Source organism: Humibacillus sp. DSM 29435, from assembly GCF_001758225.1.
In the GTDB taxonomy this organism is placed as follows: Bacteria; Actinomycetota; Actinomycetes; order Actinomycetales; family Dermatophilaceae; genus DSM-29435.
The window spans coordinates 36,867-60,651 of the sequence record NZ_MAST01000002.1; the positions used below are offsets into that span (position 1 = coordinate 36,867).

Annotated in this window: 18 protein-coding genes; 8 read left to right on the forward strand and 10 right to left on the reverse strand. The window is 67.5% G+C overall.

The features are described 5' to 3' along the window. Positions 1-57 precede the first annotated feature (57 nt). On the forward strand, positions 58-204 hold the full coding sequence (locus BA895_RS23825) for a hypothetical protein (protein WP_175442238.1): 147 nt from the start codon (positions 58-60) through the stop codon (positions 202-204). Between the two features lie 638 nt (positions 205-842). Here the strand turns inward: BA895_RS23825 and BA895_RS02480 are convergent. Next, on the reverse strand, positions 843-1,316 hold the full coding sequence (locus BA895_RS02480) for a VOC family protein (protein ID WP_083282904.1): 474 nt from the start codon (positions 1,314-1,316) through the stop codon (positions 843-845). Between the two features lie 795 nt (positions 1,317-2,111). Between BA895_RS02480 and BA895_RS02485 the strand changes: the two genes are divergently transcribed. Then, positions 2,112-2,543, forward strand: a complete 432-nt coding sequence (locus BA895_RS02485) for a PRC-barrel domain-containing protein (RefSeq protein ID WP_070190324.1) — start codon at positions 2,112-2,114, stop codon at positions 2,541-2,543. A gap of 368 nt (positions 2,544-2,911) precedes the next feature. On the opposite strand, the gene BA895_RS02490 is transcribed toward BA895_RS02485, so the two are convergent. After that, positions 2,912-4,747 (reverse strand): phosphoenolpyruvate carboxykinase (GTP), encoded by a 1,836-nt coding sequence (locus tag BA895_RS02490; protein WP_070190325.1) that lies wholly within the window; start codon positions 4,745-4,747, stop codon positions 2,912-2,914. Positions 4,748-4,868: 121 nt separating this feature from the next. Next, complete coding sequence (locus BA895_RS02495; protein ID WP_070190326.1) at positions 4,869-6,278, reverse strand: sugar porter family MFS transporter; 1,410 nt, start codon at positions 6,276-6,278, stop codon at positions 4,869-4,871. Between the two features lie 755 nt (positions 6,279-7,033). On the opposite strand from BA895_RS02495, the gene BA895_RS02500 reads away from it, so the two are divergent. From BA895_RS02500 to BA895_RS02525, 6 genes are all read left to right on the forward strand, one after another. Next, entirely contained in the window at positions 7,034-7,834 is an 801-nt protein-coding gene (locus tag BA895_RS02500; RefSeq protein WP_217493803.1) for a GAF and ANTAR domain-containing protein, read from the forward strand. Positions 7,835-8,048: 214 nt separating this feature from the next. Then, a complete protein-coding gene (locus BA895_RS02505) occupies positions 8,049-8,669 on the forward strand; it encodes a hypothetical protein (RefSeq protein WP_070190328.1) in 621 nt (206 codons plus the stop codon). Positions 8,670-9,458: 789 nt separating this feature from the next. Beyond that, positions 9,459-9,941 (forward strand): general stress protein, encoded by a 483-nt coding sequence (locus tag BA895_RS02510; protein WP_254666283.1) that lies wholly within the window; start codon positions 9,459-9,461, stop codon positions 9,939-9,941. Positions 9,942-10,026: 85 nt separating this feature from the next. Then, entirely contained in the window at positions 10,027-10,473 is a 447-nt protein-coding gene (locus BA895_RS02515) for a PRC-barrel domain-containing protein (protein ID WP_070190330.1), read from the forward strand. A gap of 134 nt (positions 10,474-10,607) precedes the next feature. Continuing rightward, a complete protein-coding gene (locus BA895_RS02520) occupies positions 10,608-11,339 on the forward strand; it encodes an HAD family phosphatase (protein WP_070190411.1) in 732 nt (243 codons plus the stop codon). Next, positions 11,336-13,690 carry a glycoside hydrolase family 65 protein gene (locus BA895_RS02525; protein WP_070190331.1) on the forward strand — a complete coding sequence of 785 codons (2,355 nt, stop codon included), beginning with the start codon at positions 11,336-11,338 and terminating at the stop codon, positions 13,688-13,690. Before BA895_RS02520 ends, BA895_RS02525 begins: the two co-directional genes overlap by 4 nt. Before the next feature lie 128 nt (positions 13,691-13,818). Here BA895_RS02525 and gnd read toward each other — a convergent pair whose 3' ends face one another. The 7 genes from gnd to BA895_RS02560 form a co-directional block, all read right to left on the reverse strand. Beyond that, positions 13,819-14,841 carry a phosphogluconate dehydrogenase (NAD(+)-dependent, decarboxylating) gene (gene gnd, locus BA895_RS02530; RefSeq protein ID WP_070190332.1) on the reverse strand — a complete coding sequence of 341 codons (1,023 nt, stop codon included), beginning with the start codon at positions 14,839-14,841 and terminating at the stop codon, positions 13,819-13,821. A gap of 102 nt (positions 14,842-14,943) precedes the next feature. After that, positions 14,944-15,264 (reverse strand): STAS domain-containing protein, encoded by a 321-nt coding sequence (locus BA895_RS02535; RefSeq protein ID WP_070190333.1) that lies wholly within the window; start codon positions 15,262-15,264, stop codon positions 14,944-14,946. Positions 15,265-15,702: 438 nt separating this feature from the next. Further along, a complete protein-coding gene (locus BA895_RS02540) occupies positions 15,703-16,422 on the reverse strand; it encodes a polyphosphate kinase 2 family protein (protein ID WP_217493805.1) in 720 nt (239 codons plus the stop codon). 154 nt (positions 16,423-16,576) lie between these two features. Next, complete coding sequence (locus BA895_RS02545; protein WP_070190334.1) at positions 16,577-17,254, reverse strand: histidine phosphatase family protein; 678 nt, start codon at positions 17,252-17,254, stop codon at positions 16,577-16,579. 181 nt (positions 17,255-17,435) lie between these two features. Further along, on the reverse strand, positions 17,436-20,171 hold the full coding sequence (locus BA895_RS02550; RefSeq protein WP_083282905.1) for a plasma-membrane proton-efflux P-type ATPase: 2,736 nt from the start codon (positions 20,169-20,171) through the stop codon (positions 17,436-17,438). Further along, the gene (locus tag BA895_RS02555; RefSeq protein ID WP_070190335.1) at positions 20,168-21,316 is read right to left on the reverse strand and encodes a class I fructose-bisphosphate aldolase; all 1,149 of its coding nucleotides are present in this window, start codon (positions 21,314-21,316) and stop codon (positions 20,168-20,170) included. The genes BA895_RS02550 and BA895_RS02555 overlap by 4 nt, the downstream gene beginning before the upstream one ends. Beyond that, a complete protein-coding gene (locus tag BA895_RS02560) occupies positions 21,313-23,724 on the reverse strand; it encodes a phosphoketolase (protein WP_070190336.1) in 2,412 nt (803 codons plus the stop codon). Before BA895_RS02560 ends, BA895_RS02555 begins: the two co-directional genes overlap by 4 nt. Positions 23,725-23,785: the final 61 nt, after the last annotated feature.

A 23,785-nucleotide genomic window follows, 5' to 3' on the forward strand; every position in this document is an offset into this window, starting at 1 on the left:
GAGCGTTGAAAGTGGGGCGGGCAACGGTGGGCCGACGGCGAAGTTCTGGGTCCCGGCATGGAACGCACGAACGACGTGCTGCCGCGGTTCCCGGACGTCAGTGTGCTGCAAGACACGCCGGCCGTTGGGTGGGTGCTCTTCCTCGGCGAGGACGTCCAGGACCTCGATGCCCCTGAAGCACCTCCCGGACGAGGCGTCGACTGAGGCGGCCGCTGAGGGACGCTGCGATATTGCTCGTAAGGTGAGAAATCTGTTCAGGCGCGGAAGGGTGGTCCCGGCAGATCCATCTTCGCCAGCTTGAGCGGAGCAATCACCGACAGGATCTCGAGCATCTGGCCGTCGACGACGGTGCATGCCATCACGGCACGAGGCTTGCCTCTGGTTGTCCCACACAATGATCCCTGGCTCACCGTTGACGAGGAAGCACCGCGCAATGACCTTGGCGCTTACTCCCTGCTGGACGACGCTGGCCACCTCGGTCGCACCCAGCCTGACAACCACCCCGTGCGCGGTGTGAGTACGCCAGCACACCTCAGGATCAAGGACCTGCAGGAGCACCTCGAAGTCCCCATGGCGAGCCGCGGCCGGGAAGGCATCAACCACCTCAGGCTGCTGTCTGGTGTTAGCGGGCTGCCGCGCATTGCTCGGAAGTCGGCGTGGCCGACCACTGCTTGGTGCGCATCGGGGCCAGCGGTTGGTTCGACTCCACGAGCACGTCGGAGAGGATCTGCCTCAAGCCGTACACGCACCCCGAGCGCCACCACGTAGTGGGTATCGGTTTCCTCCACCCCGACGATGATGCGTTCCGGCACGTCGGCCGATGGTTGTGGGTCAGTCTCGCGTTAGTTGTAGAAGCGCGGGTCCAAGACGGAGCGCGGCATTTGCTGCGGATTCGGGTGGGCGATCACGACGCGGATGCCATCAGGGTCGTGGCCTTCGACGAACGTCACACCGCCGGTGACGTGCCTGTCGACGTAACATTCGCAGTCTTTCAGTGCTTGAGCGAAATGCTCCAACGCCTCAGGGGTGTCGACTGCCCACGTGAGGTATTCGTGTCCGATCCCGCCCGTGGGGTGTTCCTCGCGGTCACCGCGCGCCATGAGGTACATCTGGAACCCCCCGGAGTCCAGGAGCAGGGCGGCATCTCGCTCACGAATCGCCAACTCGCAGGAAAACACATCGCGATAGAACTCTACGGACCGGTCAAGATCCGAGACGACAATGAACGTCGACGCGACTTTGATCTTGAACTCTGTCTCGCCTATGGCCGTCGCGGTGACGGCGTTCGTGCCGGTCACGGCGTCTGGCTCGCTCATCGTGTCTCCTCATGGTCGCCGTCTGAGGCGGATCTGTCCCTTGAAACTACCCCCCTGTGCCGCAACGGCGAGCCCGGAAGGTTCCGGAGGCCGGGACCGGCGGGTCGATAGACCACGGCACTAGAGGGGTGGCACTGGCGGTCATGGTCGGCTATGCGGCCGTCGCAGACATCGCCACAGGTCATCAAAGGACACTTCGAGAAGTACTACCGGAGGAAGTATTCGATCCGACGGATCACTCCGGAGCTGAATCTGAGCGGAGGCGTCGTCCCGCGGGCGAACGTGTCCCGGTACCTGCTCCCGCCGGCTGGACCATCTCGACGTCGACGGGCGGCCACGGCGCAGCCCGGGCAAGATCCGCGGATCGGCGATCGACCCCCCTTGACTCGGACCTCTCCTGCGGCCGCCGGATGGCCCTGTCACGCCTGCGGTTGTCCCTACGACGTGTTCCGGGCAGGTCGCCCGGGGAGGGCCTGCACTGGCACAGGTCCGGCCTTGGCCTGGTCGGCTTCGGCGGGCATGACAGGACCGGAATGGCAGGTGGAGCGTCGGCCGGGCTGCGAAGTAGCCGATTTCCGGTCAGGTGGCCACTGCCGACAGCCCGCGCCAACGTGAGCGAACGCAGCGCGAGAACGATGGGGTCGGTCGTCACCGCGCCAACGGGTTGATCTCCAGATTGCACCGCAGGTCCGACGAGACAGCGTGGCGCATCCGCCTGGCTGGGTATCGCAGATTACCCACCGAGTCATCGTGCTGGACCGTCCCGCCAGACGCCCCGGCGTCGAAGGAACCGTGATGACCACCAACCCCAACGCCACCATCAGCAAGCCGAGCGACAGCGGCCGGAGCATCCCACCCGCCGATGACATCCGCGGGCGAACCGTGCGAGACAAGGACGGTGCCCAACTGGGTAAGGTGCACGATCTGCTCATCGACGCCCAGGACCACCGCGTCCGGCTCCTGCTGGTCGAGCACGGCGGTTTCCTGGGCCTGGGCGCAACGGATTCGTTCATCGCGGTCGATGACATCACCACGATCACCGACACGGTCGTGAACATCAACCACACCCGTGAGCACGTCGCCTCTGCCCCTGCGTGCGACCCGGACCTCATCGACGAGCGGAGCTATCACGCGAGTATCTACGGACACTACGGCTCCATCCCGTACTGGGCCGCCGGGTATGACTACCCGGGCGACTACCTGGGGCGCACGTTCATGTTCATGTAGCTGCCGACGTCGTCGCCTGACCGACCCGCGTTATCCGGGCCGTCGGTCGACCTGCCGCTCAGGCATCCCTTTCGTGGAGAGTGTCGAACGCGAGGGCCCGCAGTTCTTCCTTAGCAACCTCTTACCGGCGGCGCTCAATCTGGGCCGGGCGCGTTCTGCGATGGTGCGGATCCCCTGCGGCCGTGCATGTGCGTCTCGCGATGCGCGTTAGCGACTTCGGTCGAACAGGTCGGTAGCCGCGCTGGCGCCGTCGCCCACCGGGTGGTTATCGCCGGTACTCGTTTCCACCATGATGAGGCATCCGATTCTCGTCGTAGTTGGTGTCGTCTTGGATGACACCAACTGCCCTTTCGACGGTTTCGTGGGGGTCAGCTCGCGTCGAGCCGCGTCTTCAGGCCGTCGAGCTCGGTGCGCAACGGTGGCGGCAGCCGGTCTCCGAAGATGTCGAACCACTCCTCGATCAGGGGTAGCTCGCGGCGCCATTCGTCGGGGTCGACCGCGAGGGCCTGCTCGATCTGACCGTCGCTGAAGCCGAGCCCGTCGACGTCGATCGCCCCAGGGGTCGGGATCAGCCCGATCGGGGTCGACCCGGCATCCGCCTCACCCTCGAGACGCTCCACGACCCACTTGAGCACGCGGCTGTTCTCGCCGAACCCGGGCCACAGGAAGCTCCCGTCGCTCTTGTCCCGGCGGAACCAGTTGACGCCGAAGATGCGGGGCAGCACGGCCGGGTCGTGAGCCTCACCCATCTCGAGCCAGTGGCCCAGGTAGTCGCCGGCGTGGTAGCCGATGAACGGCAGCATCGCCATCGGGTCGCGGCGCACCACCCCGACGGCGCCGGTCGCCGCGGCGGTGGTCTCCGAGGAGAGAGTGGCCCCGATGAAGGTGCCGTGGGCCCAGTCGCGGCTCTCGTAGACCAGCGGCACCGTCGTCTTGCGTCGCCCGCCGAAGAGGATCGCGCTGATCGGCACCCCGTCAGGGAGGTCGTACTCGGGGGCGAGCATCGGGCACTGCTTGACCGGGGCGCAGAAACGGCTGTTGGGCTGCGCCGCCTTCGTGCCGTCGGCGCCGTCGTCGGGCGTCCAGTCGTGGCCGTGCCAGTCGGTCAGGTGCGCCGGTGGCTGCTCGGTCATGCCCTCCCACCACACGTCGCCATCGTCGGTCAGGGCCACGTTGGTGAAGACCGTGTTGCCCTTCGCGATGGTGGCCATCGCCTCGGGGTTGGTCACCACGCTGGTGCCCGGGGCCACCCCGAAGAGACCGAACTCGGGGTTGACCCCGTACAGCCGACCGTCGTCGCCGAAGCGCAGCCAGGCGATGTCGTCCCCGACCATCTGCGCCTCCCAGCCGGGGATGGTGGGGGTGATCATCGCGAGGTTGGTCTTGCCGCACTGTGAGGGGAACGAGGCCGCGATGTAGTGGACCCTCCCGGCCGGGTTGGTCAGCTTGAGGATGAGCATGTGCTCGGCCAGCCAGCCCTCGTCGCGGCCGATCGCGGAGGCGATACGCAGCGCGTAGCACTTCTTGCCGAGCAGGGCGTTACCTCCATAGCCGGAGCCGTAGCTCCAGATGGTGCGGTCCTCGGGGAACTGCACGATGTACTTCGTGTCAGAACACGGCCACGCGACATCAGCCTGACCCGGCTCGAGGGGCGCCCCGACCGAGTGCAGGGCGGGCACGAACGCCGCCTGCGTCTGCTCCATCCGGCGCAGCACCGTGTCGCCGCAGCGAGCCATGACGAGCATCGAGACCGCCACGTAGGCCGAGTCGGTGATCTCGACCCCGAACATCGGGACCTTCGCGTCGAGGTGGCCCATGACGAACGGGATGACGAACATGGTGCGCCCGCGCATGGACCCGCGGTACAGCTCGGTCAGTCGCGCCTTCATCAGCTCGGGCGCCATCCAGTGGTTGGTGGGCCCGGAGTCCCGCTCCTGCACCGAGCAGATATAGGTGCGCCCCTCCACCCGGGCAACATCGGTGGGCTCGCTGGCGCAGTAGAACGAGTTCGGCTTCTTGCTCTCGTCGAGGCGCACGAACGTGCCCGCGTCGACGAGCTGGTCGGTCAGCTCGGCCCACTCCTCGGGGCCGCCGGTGACCCAGCGGACGTCGCGCGGCGCGGTGAGCTCGGTTACCTCGCTCACCCAGGCCGCGAGGCGTTCGTGGGTCGTGTGCCTGCTAGGTCTTAGCTCGGTCGTGGTCATGATCTGTCCTATCCCTTCGCGAGGTGCCAGCGGCACCACGCCGTGTTGATGGTCTCCGGGTATCACGGTGACCGCTTCATGGTGTTCCTGTTGCAGAGGCCGAGTCGGTGATGGGCGCCGCTCAGGCCTTTGCCGGATGGTCGGTGTCGCTCATGGCGCCGTGCGGCAGGCCGAGGTCGTGTTCGATCTCGGGCAGGGTCCGGTTCTTCGTCTCTGGCACCTGCCGGTAGAAGTAGACGAGTGCCACCAGGGTGAGGACGGCGAAGAGGAAGAACGTGCCGGCATCCCCGAGCGCGCCCAGCAGTGTCAGGAAGGAGACGGTGACCACGAAGTTCGCGCCCCAGTTCGCGATGGTGGCCACGCTCATAGCCTGCCCGCGGATCTTGATCGGGTAGATCTCACTGATCAGCAGCCAGAACACCGGTCCGAGGCCGATGGCGAACGAGCCGGTGTAGATGAGCAGCCCGGCGATCGCGACGTAGGCGTAGGCGCCGTGCAGGTTGCTGCCGCCGACGAGGAAGGTCAACGCGAGCACGACCATCCCGACCGCCATGCCGCTCGTGCCGGTCAGCAGCAGCGGGCGGCGCCCGACCCGGTCGAGCAGCAGGATCGCGACGATCGTCATGGCGACGTTGACACCGCCGTTGACGACGTTGGCCAGCAACGCGGCGGAGTCGCCGAAGCCGGCGTTGGACAGCAGCGTCGGGGCGTAGTAGATGATCGTGTTGATGCCGGTGATCTGTTGGAAGATGGCCAAGGCGATGCCGATGGTCAGGGCGTGGCGGATCTTCGGGTCGAGCAGCTCGCGGGCGCTGGAGGTGCGCGAGGACATTTCCCGCACCTCGGTGATCTCGGCGTCGATGTCGCTGCTGTCGCGGATCCGTACCAGAACGGCCCGGGCTTCGTCCTCACGTCCTTGGGCGATGAGCCAGTGGGGGCTCTCGCGCTGGAACAGCATCCCGACGAACAACAACGCCGCAGGGATCGTGGCCAGCCCGAACATCAGGCGCCAGTTCTGGCTGGAGGCCAGCCCGTAGTCGACCAGGTAGGACACCAGGATCCCCGAGGTGATGGCGAGTTGGTTGAAGCTGACCAGCGCGCCGCGGATCCGCGGTGGCGCGGTCTCGCCGATGTAGAGCGGCACCACCATCGAGGACGAGCCCACGGCTACGCCGATCACGACCCGTGCCACTAGCAGCACGCCGTAGCTGGGTGAGAACGCCGCGAGCAGCACCCCGACCACGAAGATGGCCGCCGTGACGAGCACGGTCGGTCGCCGGCCGATGCGGTCGGCGACGCGGCCGGCGAACAGTGCCCCGATAACCGCGCCGATCAGCAGGATGCTGGTCAGTAGTTCTTTCTCGGTCGAGGACATCCCCGTGAAGTCCTTGCCGATGAACAGCAACGCCCCGGAGATGACCCCGGTGTCATAACCGAACAGCAACCCGCCCAGGGCGACGATGCTCGCGTTCCAAACGACGTGGCGGCGGATGGTGCCCGCCGACGGCGCCGGTTGGGTGGAGGTTGCCATGTGGTGCCTCGAAGCTCGCCCTGCAGTCCCCGTTGTTTGGCGATGACGCACCGTTGTGTCACTGGCGGACGCATGGTGCGCAACACGTTCAACGACGTCCGCATTAGCGGCAGGCCGGATCCGGTTCGTTCGGGTCTCCCGGCCATGGCAGAAACGCTCACGAGGGGCGGCCTGTCGGCAGCGGCTCCTCGGCCCGGGATCGGCTAACTCTTAGCACATTCGACGCTACACCGGCCGGGTGACCCTGTCACGCCTCCAGTCTCCCCGAGACGCTCACCACTCGGCCGGAGCGGCGATGACTGCCGCGCCACCCGACGCGCCGTTGGCCGTTTGACACCCCGCCCGGGCCACCGCCGCTTCCCGACCCGGAAGGGAATGGCAAGCAGTCGAGAGGACCAGTGCCCCACGGCGGCCACTGCGGCAGCGAGCCATTCTGGCGGCGAGTCCGACGTCGTCGAGATGATTGCTGCCTCTCGCTTCGAGGTGCCCAGAACGAGATTGATCGTCCAAATCCGCTGAGTCATCCTCGACAGACCACTCGCACCACGTGATCGCTGTCGGCCGCGAACCCCCTGCCGCCCGGGCGCGCACATTGTGCCAGCCCCACCCTCGACCCTGTGCGTCGGGATCGGGTGACGGTCCCGGGCCTGCTGCCTGTAATGCGACTGTGTCGAGTGCGACTGAGTTCGCTTGGGGGAGGTTCTCGGTGGCATCATTGAGGTCAGGTCGACAGTGACCCGTGGAAGGACCCGGTCGTGAGTGAAACAGGTGCGGACCTCAACGAAATGCTGGACCCGCTGACCCCGGCCCAGGCCGTGCTGGACGAGGCCGACCTGCAGACGGGTCTGGCCGCCTTGGCCGGTCTGGTGACCGACACCATCGGGTTGGACGAGCTGCTGAACCGGGTCGCGAACTCGGCCGTGCGAGCCATCCCCGGCGCTGACGGGGCAGGGGTCACCCTGTTGCGCATGGACCTTCCCGGTAACCGGGTCGCGGCGTTGGCGGCCAGCGCCCCGTTCGTCAAAGAGATCGACGCGATCCAGTACGACGTGCTCGACGAGGGCCCCTGCATCACCGCCGCCCTCGAGCAGCGCACCGTGCGCAGTGGTTCACTCGGCGGGGAAGCGCTCTGGCCGCGGTTCGGGCCACGGGTGGGACGCCTCGGCGTGCACAGCGTGTTGTCGCTGCCGTTGCTGCTGCCCGGTCAGGTCGTCGGCGCCATCAACGTCTACGCCCGGGCGAAAGACGTCTTCGACGAACACGCCGCCGAGCTGGGTGAACTGTTCGCGGCGCCGGCCGCGGTAGCGGTGCACAACGCGCAGGTCTTGAGCCAAGCGCAGAAGCTGGCGGTCCAGCTGCAAGCCGCGTTGGCGACCCGACCGGTCATCGACCAGGCCATCGGCTTGCTGCTCGGGCGCAGCGGGGGGACCGCCGAGGAGGCCTTCGCCCGGCTGCGTCACATCAGCCAGGCCGAGCACACCAAGCTGGCCGTCGTGGCTCAGCGCATCGTCGACGAAGCGGTACGCCGCGCCAGGGCCCGACACACCAACTCGTGATCGGTGGGTGACTGCTGAGGAAACCGCATCTGAAAATTGGGTCGAGCCCACGTGGCTGGTTGCGACGGTGCGGCACGTAGGCTGACGGTAGGCGCCGCCGGATTTGAAGCCCTGACACGGGTCTGGTGCCGTTTGCCGGCCGCGCAACCTGCGATGGCCGTGCTGATTGGTCAAAGGGACGGCGATCGGGGCGCCTGCTCGGAGCCACGTCTTCGTGGACCTCAGCGCGGCCTTGGCCGCAGACCTGACCACCCTCACCGAAGCCCTTGACGGGGCCGACACCGACCTTGCGCAGACCGTTCAACAGCTTGCCGCTGCCGCCCAAGGCGCGGTGGGTTCCTACCTCGGCCTGACCATCACCGCGACCACCGGCGGCCGCCAGATCCACCTGACCGCGCTGCAGGACTCCACCCAGGTCGGCGACATCCGCACCTCCTTGCGAGTCCCGCTCGACGCGGCCGGGAACCACCGCGCCGACACCCACACGCCCACGGGCGAGGCAGAGGCCATCACCGGGCCGGGCATGGAGCTGATCCTCTACGCCGGGAACCCCGGAGCGCTGATCGACCTCGCCGCCGACCTCAGCTGGCTGACCGGTCGCGAGCTGGGCGACTTCGTCCTCGACGCGCACCTGATCGTGGCCGAACACAGCGACGAACTGGTGCGAACCTCCTGGGTCAACCAAGCGATCGGGGTCCTTATCGGCCGCGGTTACACCCCCGAACACGCCGCACACCAGATCGACCTGCTGCCCACGCGGACCGAGCAGGAGCGCCGCACCTCGGCCGAACGCGTCCGCACCGGCCTGCGCGCCCCAGATCCGCAGCTGAGCTGACCAGGCTGGTAGCGGGCTGCCCATCACGCGGTGAGCCAACACGCTGATACACAACGGCCTGCCCGTACTTTCAGCGGGTCTCGTCGTACCGCTCTGCGCTTCATGAGGCGCGCGCAGGCACCTGCGCCTCCTCCCGGAGGCGCATGCCGCGGCTGCGGCGTCTGGGTGGGGCGAGGGTTTCGTCTTGGCGCCGTAACCCGGCTCTCGTGGCCAATTGCTGGGTGTCGCCTGCTCTGGGTTTTCCCCTGCTGCGCGCGTACGCTGATGAATGGCTCTCTTGTAGCCATCCTGGATCTCGCGGTCTGCCCAACGGTCGCCGCGACGAGCGTCCGCTCACCACCAGGCACATTCGGCGCCAACCCTCCTGCGGTCGCGTTCCACCGCGCTGACGTGACGATGCGGCGACACGCGAGCCCACGGTGATCTGCCCCAGCGGCGTTCGGTCCGGTGACGGACCACCCGACCCGGGCCTTTCGCCTCAGATGCCTGATGCTCCTGCCCGATGAGAGGCCCCAACCATGACCGCATCCACCGTCAACCGGGCCCTGACACCTACCAGTTCGGTGGAGTCGAGACCGAACCCGCGCCTAATGATCGGCGCCGTGCTCACCGACCTGCGGGCTGCCGATGACCATCGCGCACGTCGTCATCGGAAGCCTCCTCCTGTGGTCCCACCGCTTCGTCACGAGCGCGATCCATGACCTGGATGACCACCACCTCACGAGGCTCCTGACGGGCCTCGTCACATGAACTGATACCGAAGAGGACTTTCGTATGAGTAGAAGCCAGATGATCGCACCAGCCAGCATGGAGCTGGAGTACCCGATGTCGCTGGGTGTGTTCGAGCGTTACGTAATGGCCCAGCACGCGGTCGGGTACTTGGCCGACCAGGGTTTTCCCGTGGAGAACCTCGAGATCGTGGGCACCGAGCTCCGTTCCGTCGAGCGCGTCACCGGGCGGTTGACCCGAGGCAAGATCGCGGCTGCAGGTGCCTTGTCGGGGCTCTGGATCGGCCTGTTCGTCGGAGTCGTTTTCAGCCTGTTCGTTCAGGGAAACCAGCTCGGCGTGTTGATCGCGACTCCGGTGTTGGGGGCCGTCTTCGGGCTGGTGTGGAGCCAGCTCGGCTACGCCGCTGTGACCCGGCACGGCAACCGCGACTTCGCCTCGGTCAGCCAGGTCGTGGCCACCAAGTACGAAGTGCTCGTGGCGCACACGCACGCGGCCCGCGCCCGTGAGCTCCTGGCGGCCTTGCCGCGGGAGGTGACGACCTGACCCGGCAACCCGTCAGTCGGCGCACCTACGGCCGACAGTTCGTGAACCGACCCGCTCTTACCCACCAGCCAGGAGAAGATCCCCGATGACCAGCAACGACGACACCACCCTGTACGCACTCGGCGACCGCGGCCAGACCATAGACGGATCAGCCAACGATGTGCGCGGCCGGGAGGTCAAGGACGCCGACGGTGCCGGTATCGGCACGATCGATGATCTTCTCATCGATGGCCCAGAGTCCAAGGTCCGCTTCCTGCTCGTCGAACATGGCGGCATCCTCGGCTTCGGCCAGAGCAAGACCATGATCCCGGTGGACGCCGTCACCAATGTCACCGAGGACGCGGTCTTCGTCGACCTGTCCAAGGATCGGGTCGCCTCAGCGCCGGGTTACGCCCCTGACCTCGTGCATGACCGCACCTACCATGCCAGCATCTACAACCACTTCGGCTACGAGCCGTACTGGGGTGCGGGCTACCTGTATCCGGTCGGGCTGGGGATGGGCCTGGGTCCCTTCCCGATGGCGGGTCGGTAGGGCCGAGGCTGAGTAACTGTGCAAGTGCCGGGCGCATCGTGATTTCGTGCCGAGTCAGCCATGAGCCCAGAAACAGTCAGAGCCACCCCGTGGAGGGAGACAAGACGAACACGCCGTTGGGTTTGCCGGCAACGATGCGGGCATGCCTGTTCGATCTGGACGGGGTGCTGACCGATACGGCGAAGCTGCACGCGGCGGCGTGGAAGGAGATGTTTGACGGCTACCTGACGGTGCGGGCCCAACAGACTGGGACCGCGTTCGTCGCCTTCGATGAGGTCGCCGACTACGACACCTACGTCGATGGCATGAGCCGGGCGGACGGAACCCGCTCGTTCCTGCAGTCGCGCGGCATCGACCTACCGACCGGCTGCCCGGACGACGCGGCGGGGTCGCTGACGATCACCGGGCTCGGTCAGGCCAAGAACGCCATGGTGTTGCGCAGCATCCGCCGTGACGGGGTCTCGCCCTACCCCGGTTCGGTCCGCTATGTCCGGGCGGTGCGAGCGGCAGGTCTGGCCACGGCGGTGGTGTCCTCGAGCGCCAACTGCGCTGAGGTCCTCACCGCAGCGGGTATCGCCACCCTGTTCGACACGCGCATCGACGGGGTCAGCGTCACGGAGCAGCAACTGGCGGGAAAACCGGCGCCGGACGCGTACCTGGCCGCCGCGAGAGTGCTGGGTGTACCGCCTGGCGCGGCGGCGGTGTTCGAGGATGCCCTGTCCGGGGTCGCCGCGGGCCGGGCGGGCCGGTTCGGGTTCGTGGTCGGTGTCGACCGGGTCGGACAGGCAGACCAGCTGCGCGGGCACGGAGCCGACCGGGTCGTGACCGACCTGGCCCAGCTGATGACACGCAGCGGCCCGGCATGATCACGCACCCCGCCTACACGACCGAACCGTGGTGCCTGCGGGAGATCGGGCTCGACCTGGACGTCCTGGCCCAGAGCGAGTCACTGTTCGCGTTGTCGAACGGTCACATCGGTTGGCGAGGGAACCTCGATGAGGGCGAACCGCACGGGCTGCCTGGGTCGTACCTGAACGGTGTCTTCGAGGCCCGGCCGCTGCCCTACGCCGAGGCTGGCTACGGCTACCCCGAGGCCGGGCAGACGGTCATCGACGTCACCAACGGCAAAGTGATCCGCCTACTGGTCGATGACCAGCCCTTCGACGTGCGCTACGGGCAGCTGGTCGCGCACGAACGGGTGCTCGACTTCCGCACCGGGATGCTGCACCGCGAGGTCGAGTGGGTATCACCGGGTGGGCAGGGCGTGCGGGTGCGTTCGGCCCGGCTGGTCTCGCTGGTGCAGCGCTCGGTGGCCGCCATCTGCTACGAGGTCGAACCGCTGAATACTGCGGTGCGGGTGGTGCTGCAGTCGGAGCTGGTGGCCAACGAGAGCTTGCCACCCTCGGGTGGCGACCCGCGGGGAACCGCCGCACTGAACACGCCGCTGCTCTCAGAGGCCCACGACTGCACCGGGACACGGGCCTTGCTGGTGCACCGCACCACCGTCAGCGGTCTGCGTCTCGGTGCGGCCATGGACCATCACCTCGAAGCCCCGCCCTCGGTGCAGGTCTCGAGCGAGAGCTTCCCCGACCTGGGCCGGGTCGCCATTACGGCGAGCCTTGAGCCTGGGCAGCGTTTGCGGCTGGTCAAGTTCGTCGCCTACGGCTGGTCTGCGATCCGTTCGCAACCAGCGGTCGTCGACCAGGTGGCCGCCGCCCTGACCACCGCCGTCCAAACCGGTTGGGAGGGCCTGGTCGCAGAACACCGCAGCTACCTGGACGACTTCTGGGCCCGCGCCGACGTCGAGGTCGAGGGCGACGAACGGATCCAGCAGGCCGTGCGGTTCTCGCTGTTCCACATCCTGCAGGCCAGCGCCCGGGCCGAGGGGCGGGCCATCGCGGCGAAGGGGCTGACCGGTCCGGGATACGACGGCCACGCGTTCTGGGACACCGAGACGTTCGTGCTGCCGGTCCTGACCTACACGGCGCCCCGGGCGGCGGCCGACGCCCTGCGCTGGCGGTACTCGATCCTGCCGAAAGCGCTGAAACGAGCCACGCAGCTGGGGCTGAAGGGAGCCGTCTTCCCCTGGCGCACCATCGCCGGCCACGAGTGCTCCGCGTACTGGCCCGCCGGCAGCGCCGCCTTCCATCTCGGAGCGGACATCGCCGACGCGGTCGTGCGCTACGTGCACGTCACCGGTGATGAGGCGTTCGAACGCGACACCGGGGTGGAGCTGCTGACCCAGACCGCCCGACTGTGGTGCTCGCTGGGTCACCACGACTCTGCGGGACGGTTCCGGATCGACGGAGTGACCGGCCCCGACGAGTACTCCGCGGTGGCCGACAACAACATCTACACGAACCTGATGGCCCAGCACAACCTCGTCGCAGCGGCCGAAGTGGCGCAGCGCCAACCCGACCGGGCCCAGGTTCTGGGCATCGACGCCGTGGAGATCGCGGCATGGCGTGCCGCCGCGCGGTCCATGATGATCCCGTACGACCACGACTTGGGCGTACACCCCCAGGCCGAGGGGTTCACCAGCCATCAGATCTGGGACTTCGAGGCCACCACCGACGCGCAGTACCCGCTGCTACTGCATTTCCCGTACTTCGACCTCTACCGCAAACAGGTCGTCAAACAAGCCGACCTGGTTCTCGCGATGCACCTGCGCGGTCGAGCCTTCACGGCGGCGCAGAAGGCCCGCAACTTCGCCTACTACGAAGCTCTCACCGTGCGCGACTCCTCCCTGTCGGCCTGCACCCAGGCGGTCATGGCGGCCGAGACCGGCCACCTGGAACTGGCCTACTACTACCTGACCGAGGCCGCGCTGATGGATCTGGACGATCTCGAGCACAACACCCGCGATGGACTGCACGTCGCGTCGCTGGCCGGGACCTGGATCGCCCTCGTGCCGGGTTTGGCTGGTCTGCGCGAACACGACGCCGGTATCGCCTTTGCGCCGCGACTGCCGGCGGGCATCACCCGGCTGGCCATCTCGATCTGCGTCCAAGGCAGTCGGCTCGCCGTCGAGATCACTCCCACCGGCACCACCTACCGCGTCCTGAACGGGCCACCACTGACGCTGCTCCACCATGGTCAGCGTCTGACGGTGTCATCGACCAGCCCGGCCAGCGCACCCAACGAGGAAATTGCGAATGGCCCCGCGCCGACCCAGCCTCGGAACCGGGCGCCCCAGCCTCACCGCGAAGCCCGGTGAACGAGGTGACGTGTTCTGAAGTCGCCGACCCGGTGCGGTGGGTCAGAGCCAGCTGCCTGCACGGCCTCGAGGTGGTGGCCGTCTCGCCTCGCCCCATCCGGGTCTCATGACGCAGTGGGGTGGGCGGCTCAGGTGGCCGCCTTCTCGTCGTGGCCGCCGAACTGCTTGCGCATCGCTGACAGCGCCTGGTCGGCGAACTCGTCCAGGCTGCGGGAGTCGAAGCGGGAGTCCAGCGCGGCGGTGAGCACCGGCGCCGGCACCCCTTCCTCGATGGCGGCGATGGCGGTCCACCGGCCTTCCCCGGAGTCTGAGACGCGCCCGGTGAAGTCGGACAGGTCAGGTGACTGCCGCAGCGCGACGGCGCTCAGGTCGACCAGCCACGAGCCGATGACGCTGCCACGTCGCCACACTTCGGAGACCTGCGCCAGGTCGAGGTCGTAACGGTAGTACTCCGGGTCTGCCAGGGGGGCGGTCTCGACGTCGTTCGTCGCGGCGCTGGTGGCGCCGATGTTCGCCTTGTGCAGGATGTTCAGTCCCTCGGCGATTGCGGCCATCATGCCGTACTCGATGCCGTTGTGGACCATCTTGACGAAGTGCCCGGCGCCGTTGGGCCCGCAGTGCAGAAAGCCCTGCTCGCAGTCAGCGACGTCTCCGTCTCGGCCCGGGGTGCGCCCGGCGGCCTCGACCCCGGGAGCGATCGTCGCGAAGACGGGCTTGACCTGCGCTACGGCGTCCGCGTCGCCGCCGATCATCAGGCTGTAGCCGCGGTGCAGCCCCCACACGCCGCCGCTGGTGCCGCAGTCGAGCAGCCGGATCCCGTGCGTGGAGAGCTCTTTGGCGCGGCGCAGGTCATCGCGGTAGAACGAGTTCCCGCCGTCGATGATGATGTCACCCGATTCGAGCGCCGTGGCGAGCGAGTTGATGACGGAGTCGGTGATCGCGCCCGAGGGCACCATCACCCACACCGCGCGCGGCGCGGTGAGCTGGGCGACCAGGTTTTGCACCGAGTCGGCCCCGGTCGCGCCTTCCTCCGTCAGGGCCTTCGCGGCCGCGGGCTCTTGGTCGAAGACGACACATTGGTGGCCGTCGTTCATGAGCCGGCGCACGAGGTTGGCACCCATGCGTCCCAGGCCGATCATTCCCAACTGCATGATTCGTTCTCCTTCTTCGGTGGTGGTGGTGGTGCCGTCGTGGTGGGCGCGGTTCAGCGCGCGATGAGGAGCCCCGCTTCGAACTCGGCCGGCTCTCGTTGCTCACGCTCGGAAAGATGCATCGCCGACCTTCTCGCTCTGCCCGTCGCTTCGGTCTTGGTGTTCTAGCCAGTCCATGTCGCCGAGGCTCACCATGCCCACCAGGGCCAGCGGGAAACGGACCTCCGGCCGGTCTGCCGTCACGGTCAACCGCCCTCGCGACCGCGTCCGGGCGGTGCGCAAGACCCGGAGCAGCTCTGAGCCCACGGAGCTGACGTCGGCCAGATCTATGGTGGCCCGTTGACCGTCGGACCAGGCCATCGCGTTGAGCATGGTGGCCAGGTGCCGGGTGTCGGCCTCGGTCAGGTCGCCGCAGACCTTCATGGTCGTCAGGGCCTCCTCGGGTCCGGTGGTGACGTGGAGGCCGCCCGCCCGGCGCGACGTAGCGGGGGCACTCCGACCCGGCGAGGAGACGGGGGGCTGGCCGACAGCCGGTATCGAGGCTGCATCGGCCAAGGGACCGGCCGTTGGACCGTTCCGGAAATCGTGTCTCAACGAGTTCATGGGGAAACTTCCGTCAGGGGAGGTCTCCGACGTGCCCAGCTTGAGCGAATCGCTCCTGTCCGCCTGCAAACCAAGCGGATCTCATCCGGGCTGGCTGTGGTCCCAGCCCTAGTCATGTTGCCACACCTGACCCACCCCGTCGATACTCGCCGGCCGGGTTTCAGGGGCCTGGTTCGTCGCCGGCTTGAGTGACCGCCCCATCCGACGCCGCACCGCTGATCTCGGGTCGCGCGCTGGCCGACGGGGACGCTGGCTGGGTCAGAGCTGGCTGCGGAATGACTCCAGCTCTTCGTGTCGTTCGGGGGTCGTCTTGGGGTAGGCCATCTTCAGGTCGGTCAGCGTGTCGAGGATGATCTGGGAGATGATGAGCCGGGCGTTGGGTTTGTCGTCGGCGGGGATGACGTACCACGGGGCGTGTTCGGAGCTGGTGGCGCTCAGGCAGTCGCCGTAGACGGTCATGTAGTCCTCCCAGTAGGACCGTTCGTGGATGTCGGCGAGGCTGAACTTCCAGTTCTTGTCTGGGGCGTCGATGCGGGCTCGGAACCGTTTCGCCTGCTCGTCCTTGGACAGGTGCAGGAAGATCTTGATGATCTGGGTGCCGTTGCGGTGTAGGTGCATCTCGAGGTCGTTGATGGAGCGGTACCGCTGTTCCCAGATCGTCGTGTCGTCGATGAGCTCGTCGGGTAGTCCGTGTCCGTGCAGGATTTCGGGGTGGACGCGGGCTACGAGGACGTCCTCGTAGTACGAGCGGTTGAAGATGCCGATCCGGCCGCGTTCGGGTAGGCAGCGGCTGGTGCGCCAGAGGAAGTCGTGTTTGAGTTCTTGTTCAGTGGGTTGTTTGAAGCTGAACACCTGGCAGCCTTGGGGGTTGACCCCGGACATGACGTGGCGGATCGCACCGTCCTTGCCGGCAGCGTCCATGCCTTGAAAGATCAGCAGCAGCGACCAGTGGCCGGAGGCGTAGTGCAGCCGCTGCAGTGCAGCTCAGCTTCTTGACGTGCTTCTTCAGCTGCTTCTTGTAGTCCTTCTTGGAGGTGTAGAGGGGTTTCACGGCGGTGGCCAGCTCGCCCAGGTCTACGGGTCCTGCGGGTTTGATGCGGAACGCAGTCGATTCGGTTTTCACTGTCTGTCCTTACGTGTCGTCGCGGTGCCGCAGGTTGGGCAAGGTGTCGAGGCGCCTGGGCTCCGGGTTCGGCGATGACCGCCGCTCGGCGGCGGCGGCGTCGGTCAGCAGGGTTACGTCGAGATTCCATAGTCCGATGCACCGTTCGCCGTGGTGGTCTTCGATCAGCGAGACCGCGGCGGTCGCGCTGGCGAACAGTCGACCGCACTCGGGATCCAGCCCCAAGGCGCGTGCGGCGAGGATCCGGGAGAGATGCCCGTGGGTGACGACGACGACGGGTTGTGTGCCGTTCTCGGTGTACGCGTGCAGGAAGGCGTCGGCCCGCCGCCCGACCTCCGCGGTGGTCTCGCCTCCGCTGCACCCGTCGCGCCAGATGTCCCAGCCGGGCTTCCGCTGCCGAACCTCTTCCTCGGTCAGGCCTTCGTAGTCGCCGTAATCGTATTCCGCCACGAGCGGTTCGACTCTCGTGGGCTGCGAGGACAGCGCGAGGGCTGCCGTCTCGGTGGCACGCTTCCGGGGGCTGGTGACCAGCACTGGCCGCTCTCCGTGTAGGACGCCCTCGAGCAGCGGTGATAACGCTGCGGCCTGGTCTCGACCGTTGGCGGTCAAACCCACCTCGGTGGTTCCCGTGAGACGACCGGCCAGGGTCCAGTCGGTCTCACCGTGCCGCACGATGACCAGCCTCATCCGGTGCCCGGTGTGCTCGGCGTGAGGTGCACGGGTCTGGGTTCGTGTCGGGAAGCAGGGCCGCGGGCGGTGCCGACGGCCGGGCGTGTCGAGTTGGGCTGAGAAGCGGTGGTAGTGATGGCGGTGATCGTCACGCTGGGTCAGCTCCTGAGTATGGCGCGGTGAGGGGTTGGCCCCCGGTTCAGTGTGTGGTTGTCACCGCCTGGGGGTGTTGGGCGCACCAGTCGCATTGACGGCGGTGGTCGGTGCTGGGGTGGTCGTTGTGGTGGGTTTTGATCTCGATGCCGTAGGGGCAGTGGTCGTTGTCGTGGTAAACGGCATCGCCCGGGTCGGTGTCGGTGTAGAAGGCGGTAGGTGTCGCCGTGGTGGCGTTGTTCGTCGGGTCGGGGCGGTCCTTCGAGTCTCGATCGGCGGCGGGCCCCGTGTCGGTGTCGGTGTCGGTGTCGGTGTCGGTGGTGTGGTCGAGGACGCGGTAGGCGAGGAGCTTGACGCGGTCGCTGAGCAGGGCCCAGACGATGGCGTAACCCCACACGAACCCGGCCCAGCCCCAGCCGAGGGGGGTCATGAACAGACCGTAGACGGCGATGAGGGTGGCGACGGTCTGAGTGCCGACGACGGCCAGGAGCAGAATGCGGGCGGGGCGGATGGACCAGAACGGTCCGCGGGTGCGGGTCAGGAAGATGGTCAGGTGCCCGGCGACCGACAGCATCAGGTACATCATGGTCTGCAGCTGGGGCCGGCCGATGTCGAAGACCCGGTCGCCGAGGTAGAACAGCCCGAACGCGGCGATCGGGCCGACCACACCGAGCACAGTGGAGATTCCGAGCACGAGGCGCATGTTCCAGGCTTCGGGCGCCATCTTGTAGCGGACGTTGTCGTAGGCAATGGACAAGATCGCGCCGTCGTTGAGCAGGGCCAGCATCACGATCATGATCGCGGTGACCGGGTAGAAGTTGAAGACAAGGATCGCCACCGTCATGAACAACAGCACCCGCAGGGTTTCCGCGATGCGGTACATGGCGTAGGAGTTCATCCGCTGGAAGATCTTGCGGCTTTCCTTGATGGCGTCGATGATCACCGACAGGCCAGGGGTCAGCAGCACGATCGCAGCGGCGGCACGGGCGGCGTCGGTGGCTCCGGAGACGGCGATGCCGCAGTCGGCCTTCTTCAGAGCGGGGGCATCGTTGACGCCGTCGCCGGTCATGCCGACGATGTGGCCGCGCTGCTGCAGTACGTCGACGATGTGGTACTTGTGCTCGGGGAAGACCTGCGCGAACCCGTCAGCGGTTTCGATGGACTCGACGACCGCGGTGTCCTCCTTCTTCTTCACGTCGCCCAGGCCAGCTGCGTCCAGGATGTTGGTGCCGAGGCCGACCTTGGCGGCAGTCTCTTTGGCGATGGCGATCGCGTCACCGGTGACCATCTTCACGCTCACGCCCATCGCCTTCGCGGTGGCGATCGTGGCCTTGGCGTCGTCACGGGGCGGGTCGAACAAGGGGAGCACACCCAGGAAGGTCCAGGGGCCGTCGCCGTCGGCGCGGGCCACCCCCAGCGACCGGTAACCGCGGGCGGCGAAGTCGTTCACGGCGGTATCGACGCCCGCTTTGATGGTCGCGGTGTCGGCAGCCAGGTCAAGGATCACCTGGGGGGCGCCCTTGCTGACCTTGAACGTCGTGTGGTCGGCTCCGGTGACGGTGGCCGCGGTGCGCTTGTCGACGGGGTTGAACGGTTCGAAGTGGGTGACCGTGTAGGCGTCGAGAGCCTTCTCGTCGCTCAGTCCGCCGAGGACGGCAAGGTCGATGGGGTCGTCGTTGTCGGCGCGAGAGGCCAGCGCACCGGCGAGGATCACCTCGGACGCGGTCGTGTCGCCGACGCTGAACGGGTCGCCGAGGGTGAGCGAGTTCTGGGTCAGGGTGCCGGTCTTGTCGGCGCACAGCACGTCGACCCCGGCGAGCTCCTCGATCGCCACGAGCTTGCTGACGATGGCCTTCTTCTTGGCCAGCAGCCGGGCGCCGACCGCCATGGTCACCGACAGCACGGTGGGCATGGCGACGGGGATCGCTGCGACGGTCAGCACGAGGGCGAACTGCAAGGTGGTCAGGATCGGGTCGCCGCGCAGGATCGCCACCACCACGATCACCGTCACCAGCGCTACCGCCAGGATGATGAGGTAGTTGCCGATCTTGAGGACGGCCTTCTGGAAGTGGCTGACGGTGTGCGCGTCCTGCACGAGCTCGGCAGTCTTGCCGAAATAGGTGTCGGTGCCGGTGGCGTAGACCAGGGCGCCGATCTCGCCGCGGCGGATGATCGCTCCGGAGTACACCGCGTCCCCCGCGGCAGAGCTCACCGGAAGCGACTCCCCGGTGAGGGCGGACTGGTCGACCTCGATGTCGTCGCCCTCCAGCAGCCGCGCGTCGGCGGGTACGACGTCACCGAGCCGTAGCCGGATCACGTCGCCGGGCACCAGCTCACGGGCCGCGGGGGTGGTCCATTCGCCGTCACGTTTGACCCGGGCGTTGATGGCGAGCTTGGCCTTCAGCGCGTCGATGGCGTTACCGGCCTGGCGTTCCTCGGTGTAGCCCACCACGGCGTTGGCAAGCAGCAGCACCAGGATGATGAAGAAGTCGGGCCAGTGACCTACCGCACCCGACAGGATCACCGCGATCTCGATCATCCACGGGATCGGTCCCCAGAAGTAGGACAAGAACTTCAGCAGCGGGTTGGTGTGGTGCTCGGCGATCTCGTTCGGGCCGTACTTCGCCAACCGCTTGGTTGCCTCGGCCTGGGTCAGCCCATCCGGTGAGGTTTCGAGCTGCTTCTCCACCTGTGGCATCGGGAGGCTTTTCAGGTCACCGTCCTGCGCTGGCGGTGGGTCGGGCGGGGAGCCGGTCCTGGGGTGCTTCGCGTCGGTGGTCATCGGACTGTTCCTTCTGCTCGAACAAGGCGTGCTTTGACGGGCCGGTCTGGGGCCGGCTGGGCTTCACGGCCGCCCGTTGACGGCGGTCCGGTCACGGTGGTGGCCTGGGTGGTCGGTCCGGCGCCTCGGCGGGCGTCCCGGTTGGCCGCGGTTCGCCGGAGCAGGGCCTGTTGCGCCCGGCCGGCGTTCGCGTCCTGCCCGTCCCAGATCGTCAGGGCAGGCTCCTGGATCGCGCGGCCGAAGGAGAACGCGACCGGCCAGGGCGGCGGGGCCTGAGCGGGGCGGTTCATCGCGGCCAGCCGGGCGCTGGCGAGGTCACCGGACTGACCGCCGGACAGGAAGGCGATCCCGGCGACGGCGGCCGGCACCGCCCGCCGTAGACATCGCAGGGTCGCGGCGGCGACCGCGTCGACCGAGACCTGGGTCGGGCAGGCCGCCCCCGGCAGGATCATGTTGGGTTTGAGCAGCATTGCGTCGAGCGCGACCCCCTGGGTGCGCAGCTGGGCAAAGACCTCGTGCAGCACCTCCTCGGTGTCCTGGGCGCACCGAGCCAGGGTGTGCTCGCCGGCCATCAGCACCTCCGGCTCCACGATGGGTACCAGACCGGTCGTCTGGCACAGCGCGGCGTAGCGGGCCAACGCGTTCGCGTTGGCCTCGATGCAGGCTCGGCTCGGGGTGGCCTCCCCGATGCTGAACACAGCCCGCCATTTCGCGAAGCGGGCTCCCATCCGGGCGTACTCGCGTAGCCGGGGTTCCAGCCCGTCCAACCCTTCGGTCACCTTCTCCCCGGGGTGCCCGGCCATCGGTTTCGCGCCGAGGTCGACCTTGATCCCGGCGACGATCCCGGCCTGCGCCAGCACGGTCAGGAACGGAACGCCGTCGCTGGTGAGCTGACGGGCCGTCTCGTCGTAGAGGATGACCCCGCTGATGCTCTCCCCGAGACCGGGCGCGGTCAGGATGAGCTCGCGGTAGGCGCGGCGGGCCGGTTCGTCCTGAGGGATCCCCAGCCGGGCGAACCGCCGGTTGCAGGTGGGGATGGACTCATCGATCGCGAGGAGGCCCTTGTCACCGGCGACCAGCAGCTGCGCGGTGCCGGCCAGCGAGCTCAGATCCGTGTTCGGCGGGAGCAGGGTGGTCGCGGTCATGGGGCTGGGGTCCAGGTCCAGTCGCGGATCTCTGGGAGGTCTTGGCCGTGGGTGTTGATGTAGAGGTCGTGTTGGATGAGCTTGTCGGCCATCATCTGTTTGAGGTAGTCACCGGTCGCGCCCAGCTGGGGTAAGCGGTCGATGACGTCCTGGACGAGGTGGAAGCGGTCGAGCCGGTTCTGGACGCGCATGTCGAAGGGTGTGGTGATGGTGCCTTCCTCGTTGTAGCCGCGGACGTGCAGGTTGCGGTTGGTCCGCCGGTAGGTGAGGCGGTGGATCAAGGTCGGGTAGCCGTGGAAGGCGAACACGATGTGCTTGTCGGTGGTGAACAGGCTGTCGTAGTCGAGGTCGGACAGTCCGTGGGGGTGTTCGCTGGCGGACTGCAGCTTCATCAGGTCGACGACGTTGACGACCCGGACCTTCAGCTGGGGCAGGTGCTCGCGCAGGATCGACACCGCTCCGAGCACCTCCAGGGTGGGGGTGTCGCCGCAGCACGCGAGGACGACGTCGGGTTCGGCGCCGCGGTCGTTGCCGGCCCATTCCCAGATCCCGATTCCCTTGGTGCAGTGGATTTCTGCTTGGGCCATGGTCAGCCATTGCGGCATGGCGTGCTTGCCGGCGACGATGACGTTGACGTAGTGGCGGCTGCGCAGGCAGTGGTCGGCGACCGAGAGGAGACAGTTGGCGTCGGGCGGGAGGTAGACCCGAACGATGTCGGCCTTCTTGTTCACGACGTGGTCAAGGAAGCCGGGGTCCTGGTGGGTGAAGCCGTTGTGGTCCTGCTGCCAGACGTGGGAGGCGAGCAGGTAGTTCAGCGAGGAGATGTCGCGCCGCCACGGCAGCGCCTTGGTGATCTTGAGCCACTTGGCGTGCTGGTTGAACATCGAGTCGACGATGTGGATGAACGCCTCGTAGCAGTTGAACAGGCCGTGCCGACCGGTCAGCAGGTACCCCTCCAACCAGCCTTCGGCCTGGTGCTCGGAGAGCATCGAGTCGAGCACCCGCCCCTCGGGTGCGAGCGACTCGTCACCGGGCACGGTGCGGGCCTCCCACTGCCGGTCGGTCACCTCGAAGACGGCGTCGAGCATGTTCGACACGGTCTCGTCGGGCCCGAAGATGCGGAAGTTGGCTTGGTCCTGGTTGGCGGCCACCACGTCGCGCAGGAACCCGCCGAGCACGCGGGTGTCCTGCGCGGTCACGGCGCCGGGAGCGGGCACGGTCACGGCGTGGGCTCGGAAGTCGGGCATCCGCAGGTCGCGCAGCAGCAGCCCCCCGTTGGTGTGAGGGTTGGCCCCCATCCGCCGGTCCCCCCTTGGGGCCAGGGCGGCCAGTTCGGGGCGCAGGGCACCGTCGGGTTCGAAGAGCTCCTCCGGTTTGTAGCTGCGCATCCAGGCGTCGAGCTGCTCGACGTGTCCGGGATGGTCGGCGTCCACGAGTAGGGGCACCTGGTGCGCGCGGAAGGTGCCCTCGATCTGCAGGCCGTCGACCACCTTGGGGCCGGTCCATCCCTTCGGGGAGCGGAGCACGATCATCGGCCACCGTGGCCTGGCCGTGCTGCCATTGGTACGGGCCCAGTCCCGGATGGCGTGGATGGCCTCGATGGACTCATCGAGCACGGAAGCCATCAGCTCGTGCATCGTGTTCGGGTCGTCACCCTCGACGTAGCGCGGTTCCCAGCCGCAACCCCGTAGGAACTGGTCTAGCTCCTCGGGTTCGATCCGGGCCAGCACGGTGGGGTTGCTGATCTTGTACCCGTTCAGGTGCAGGATCGGCAGCACGGCCCCGTCGGTGATCGGGCTGAGGAACTTCGTGGAGTGCCAGGCCGTGGCCAGCGGCCCGGTCTCGGCCTCGCCGTCGCCGATGACGCAGGCCACGATGAGGTCGGGGTTGTCGAACGCCGCCCCGAAGGCGTGACTGAGGGAGTACCCGAGCTCACCGCCCTCATGGATCGAGCCCGGCGTCGTCGGGGCGACGTGGCTGGAGATGCCGCCGGGGAAGGAGAACTGCGTGAACAGCTTCTTCATGCCGGCCTCGTCCTGGCTGACGTCGGGGTAGATCTGCGTGTAGCTGCCCTCGAGGTAGGTGTTGGCCACCAGCGCCGGGCCGCCGTGGCCCGGCCCGGCGATGTAGAACATGTTCAGGTCGTACTTGGTGATGACCCGGTTGAGGTGGACGTAGATGAAGTTCTGGCCGGGCGTGGTGCCCCAGTGCCCTACCACCAGCGGCTTGACGTCGGTCAGCGCCAGCGGGCGCTTGAGCAGCGGGTTGTCGTAGAGGTAGATCTGCCCGACCGAGAGATAGTTCGCGGCCCGCCAGTACGCGTTGATCGCGACCAGCAGCTCCGGGTTCAACGTCGGGCCGCGTCCCGGGCTCGTGGTGGGCTGCTGCGGAGCGAGGGTGTCAGTCATGGTGGGGGTCCTTGTCAATGGAGGGTGCGGGTTCGGTGGTGCGGTCAGGCGCAGGGCGCCG

What these genes read in the sequence shown, in the direction of transcription:
- BA895_RS02555 (WP_070190335.1), bottom strand. Translation starts at nt 21,316, where the DNA reads ATGACCGCGACCACCCTGCTCCCGCCGAACACGGATCTGAGCTCGCTG.
- BA895_RS02520 (WP_070190411.1), top strand. Translation starts at nt 10,608, where the DNA reads ATGCGGGCATGCCTGTTCGATCTGGACGGGGTGCTGACCGATACGGCG.
- BA895_RS02535 (WP_070190333.1), bottom strand. Translation starts at nt 15,264, where the DNA reads ATGAAGGTCTGCGGCGACCTGACCGAGGCCGACACCCGGCACCTGGCC.
- BA895_RS02515 (WP_070190330.1), top strand. Translation starts at nt 10,027, where the DNA reads ATGACCAGCAACGACGACACCACCCTGTACGCACTCGGCGACCGCGGC.
- BA895_RS02560 (WP_070190336.1), bottom strand. Translation starts at nt 23,724, where the DNA reads ATGACTGACACCCTCGCTCCGCAGCAGCCCACCACGAGCCCGGGACGC.
- BA895_RS02545 (WP_070190334.1), bottom strand. Translation starts at nt 17,254, where the DNA reads ATGAGGCTGGTCATCGTGCGGCACGGTGAGACCGACTGGACCCTGGCC.
- gnd (WP_070190332.1), bottom strand. Translation starts at nt 14,841, where the DNA reads ATGCAGTTGGGAATGATCGGCCTGGGACGCATGGGTGCCAACCTCGTG.
- BA895_RS02490 (WP_070190325.1), bottom strand. Translation starts at nt 4,747, where the DNA reads ATGACCACGACCGAGCTAAGACCTAGCAGGCACACGACCCACGAACGC.
- BA895_RS02485 (WP_070190324.1), top strand. Translation starts at nt 2,112, where the DNA reads ATGACCACCAACCCCAACGCCACCATCAGCAAGCCGAGCGACAGCGGC.
- BA895_RS02510 (WP_254666283.1), top strand. Translation starts at nt 9,459, where the DNA reads ATGATCGCACCAGCCAGCATGGAGCTGGAGTACCCGATGTCGCTGGGT.
- BA895_RS02550 (WP_083282905.1), bottom strand. Translation starts at nt 20,171, where the DNA reads ATGACCACCGACGCGAAGCACCCCAGGACCGGCTCCCCGCCCGACCCA.
- BA895_RS02495 (WP_070190326.1), bottom strand. Translation starts at nt 6,278, where the DNA reads ATGGCAACCTCCACCCAACCGGCGCCGTCGGCGGGCACCATCCGCCGC.
- BA895_RS02480 (WP_083282904.1), bottom strand. Translation starts at nt 1,316, where the DNA reads ATGAGCGAGCCAGACGCCGTGACCGGCACGAACGCCGTCACCGCGACG.
- BA895_RS23825 (WP_175442238.1), top strand. Translation starts at nt 58, where the DNA reads ATGGAACGCACGAACGACGTGCTGCCGCGGTTCCCGGACGTCAGTGTG.
- BA895_RS02525 (WP_070190331.1), top strand. Translation starts at nt 11,336, where the DNA reads ATGATCACGCACCCCGCCTACACGACCGAACCGTGGTGCCTGCGGGAG.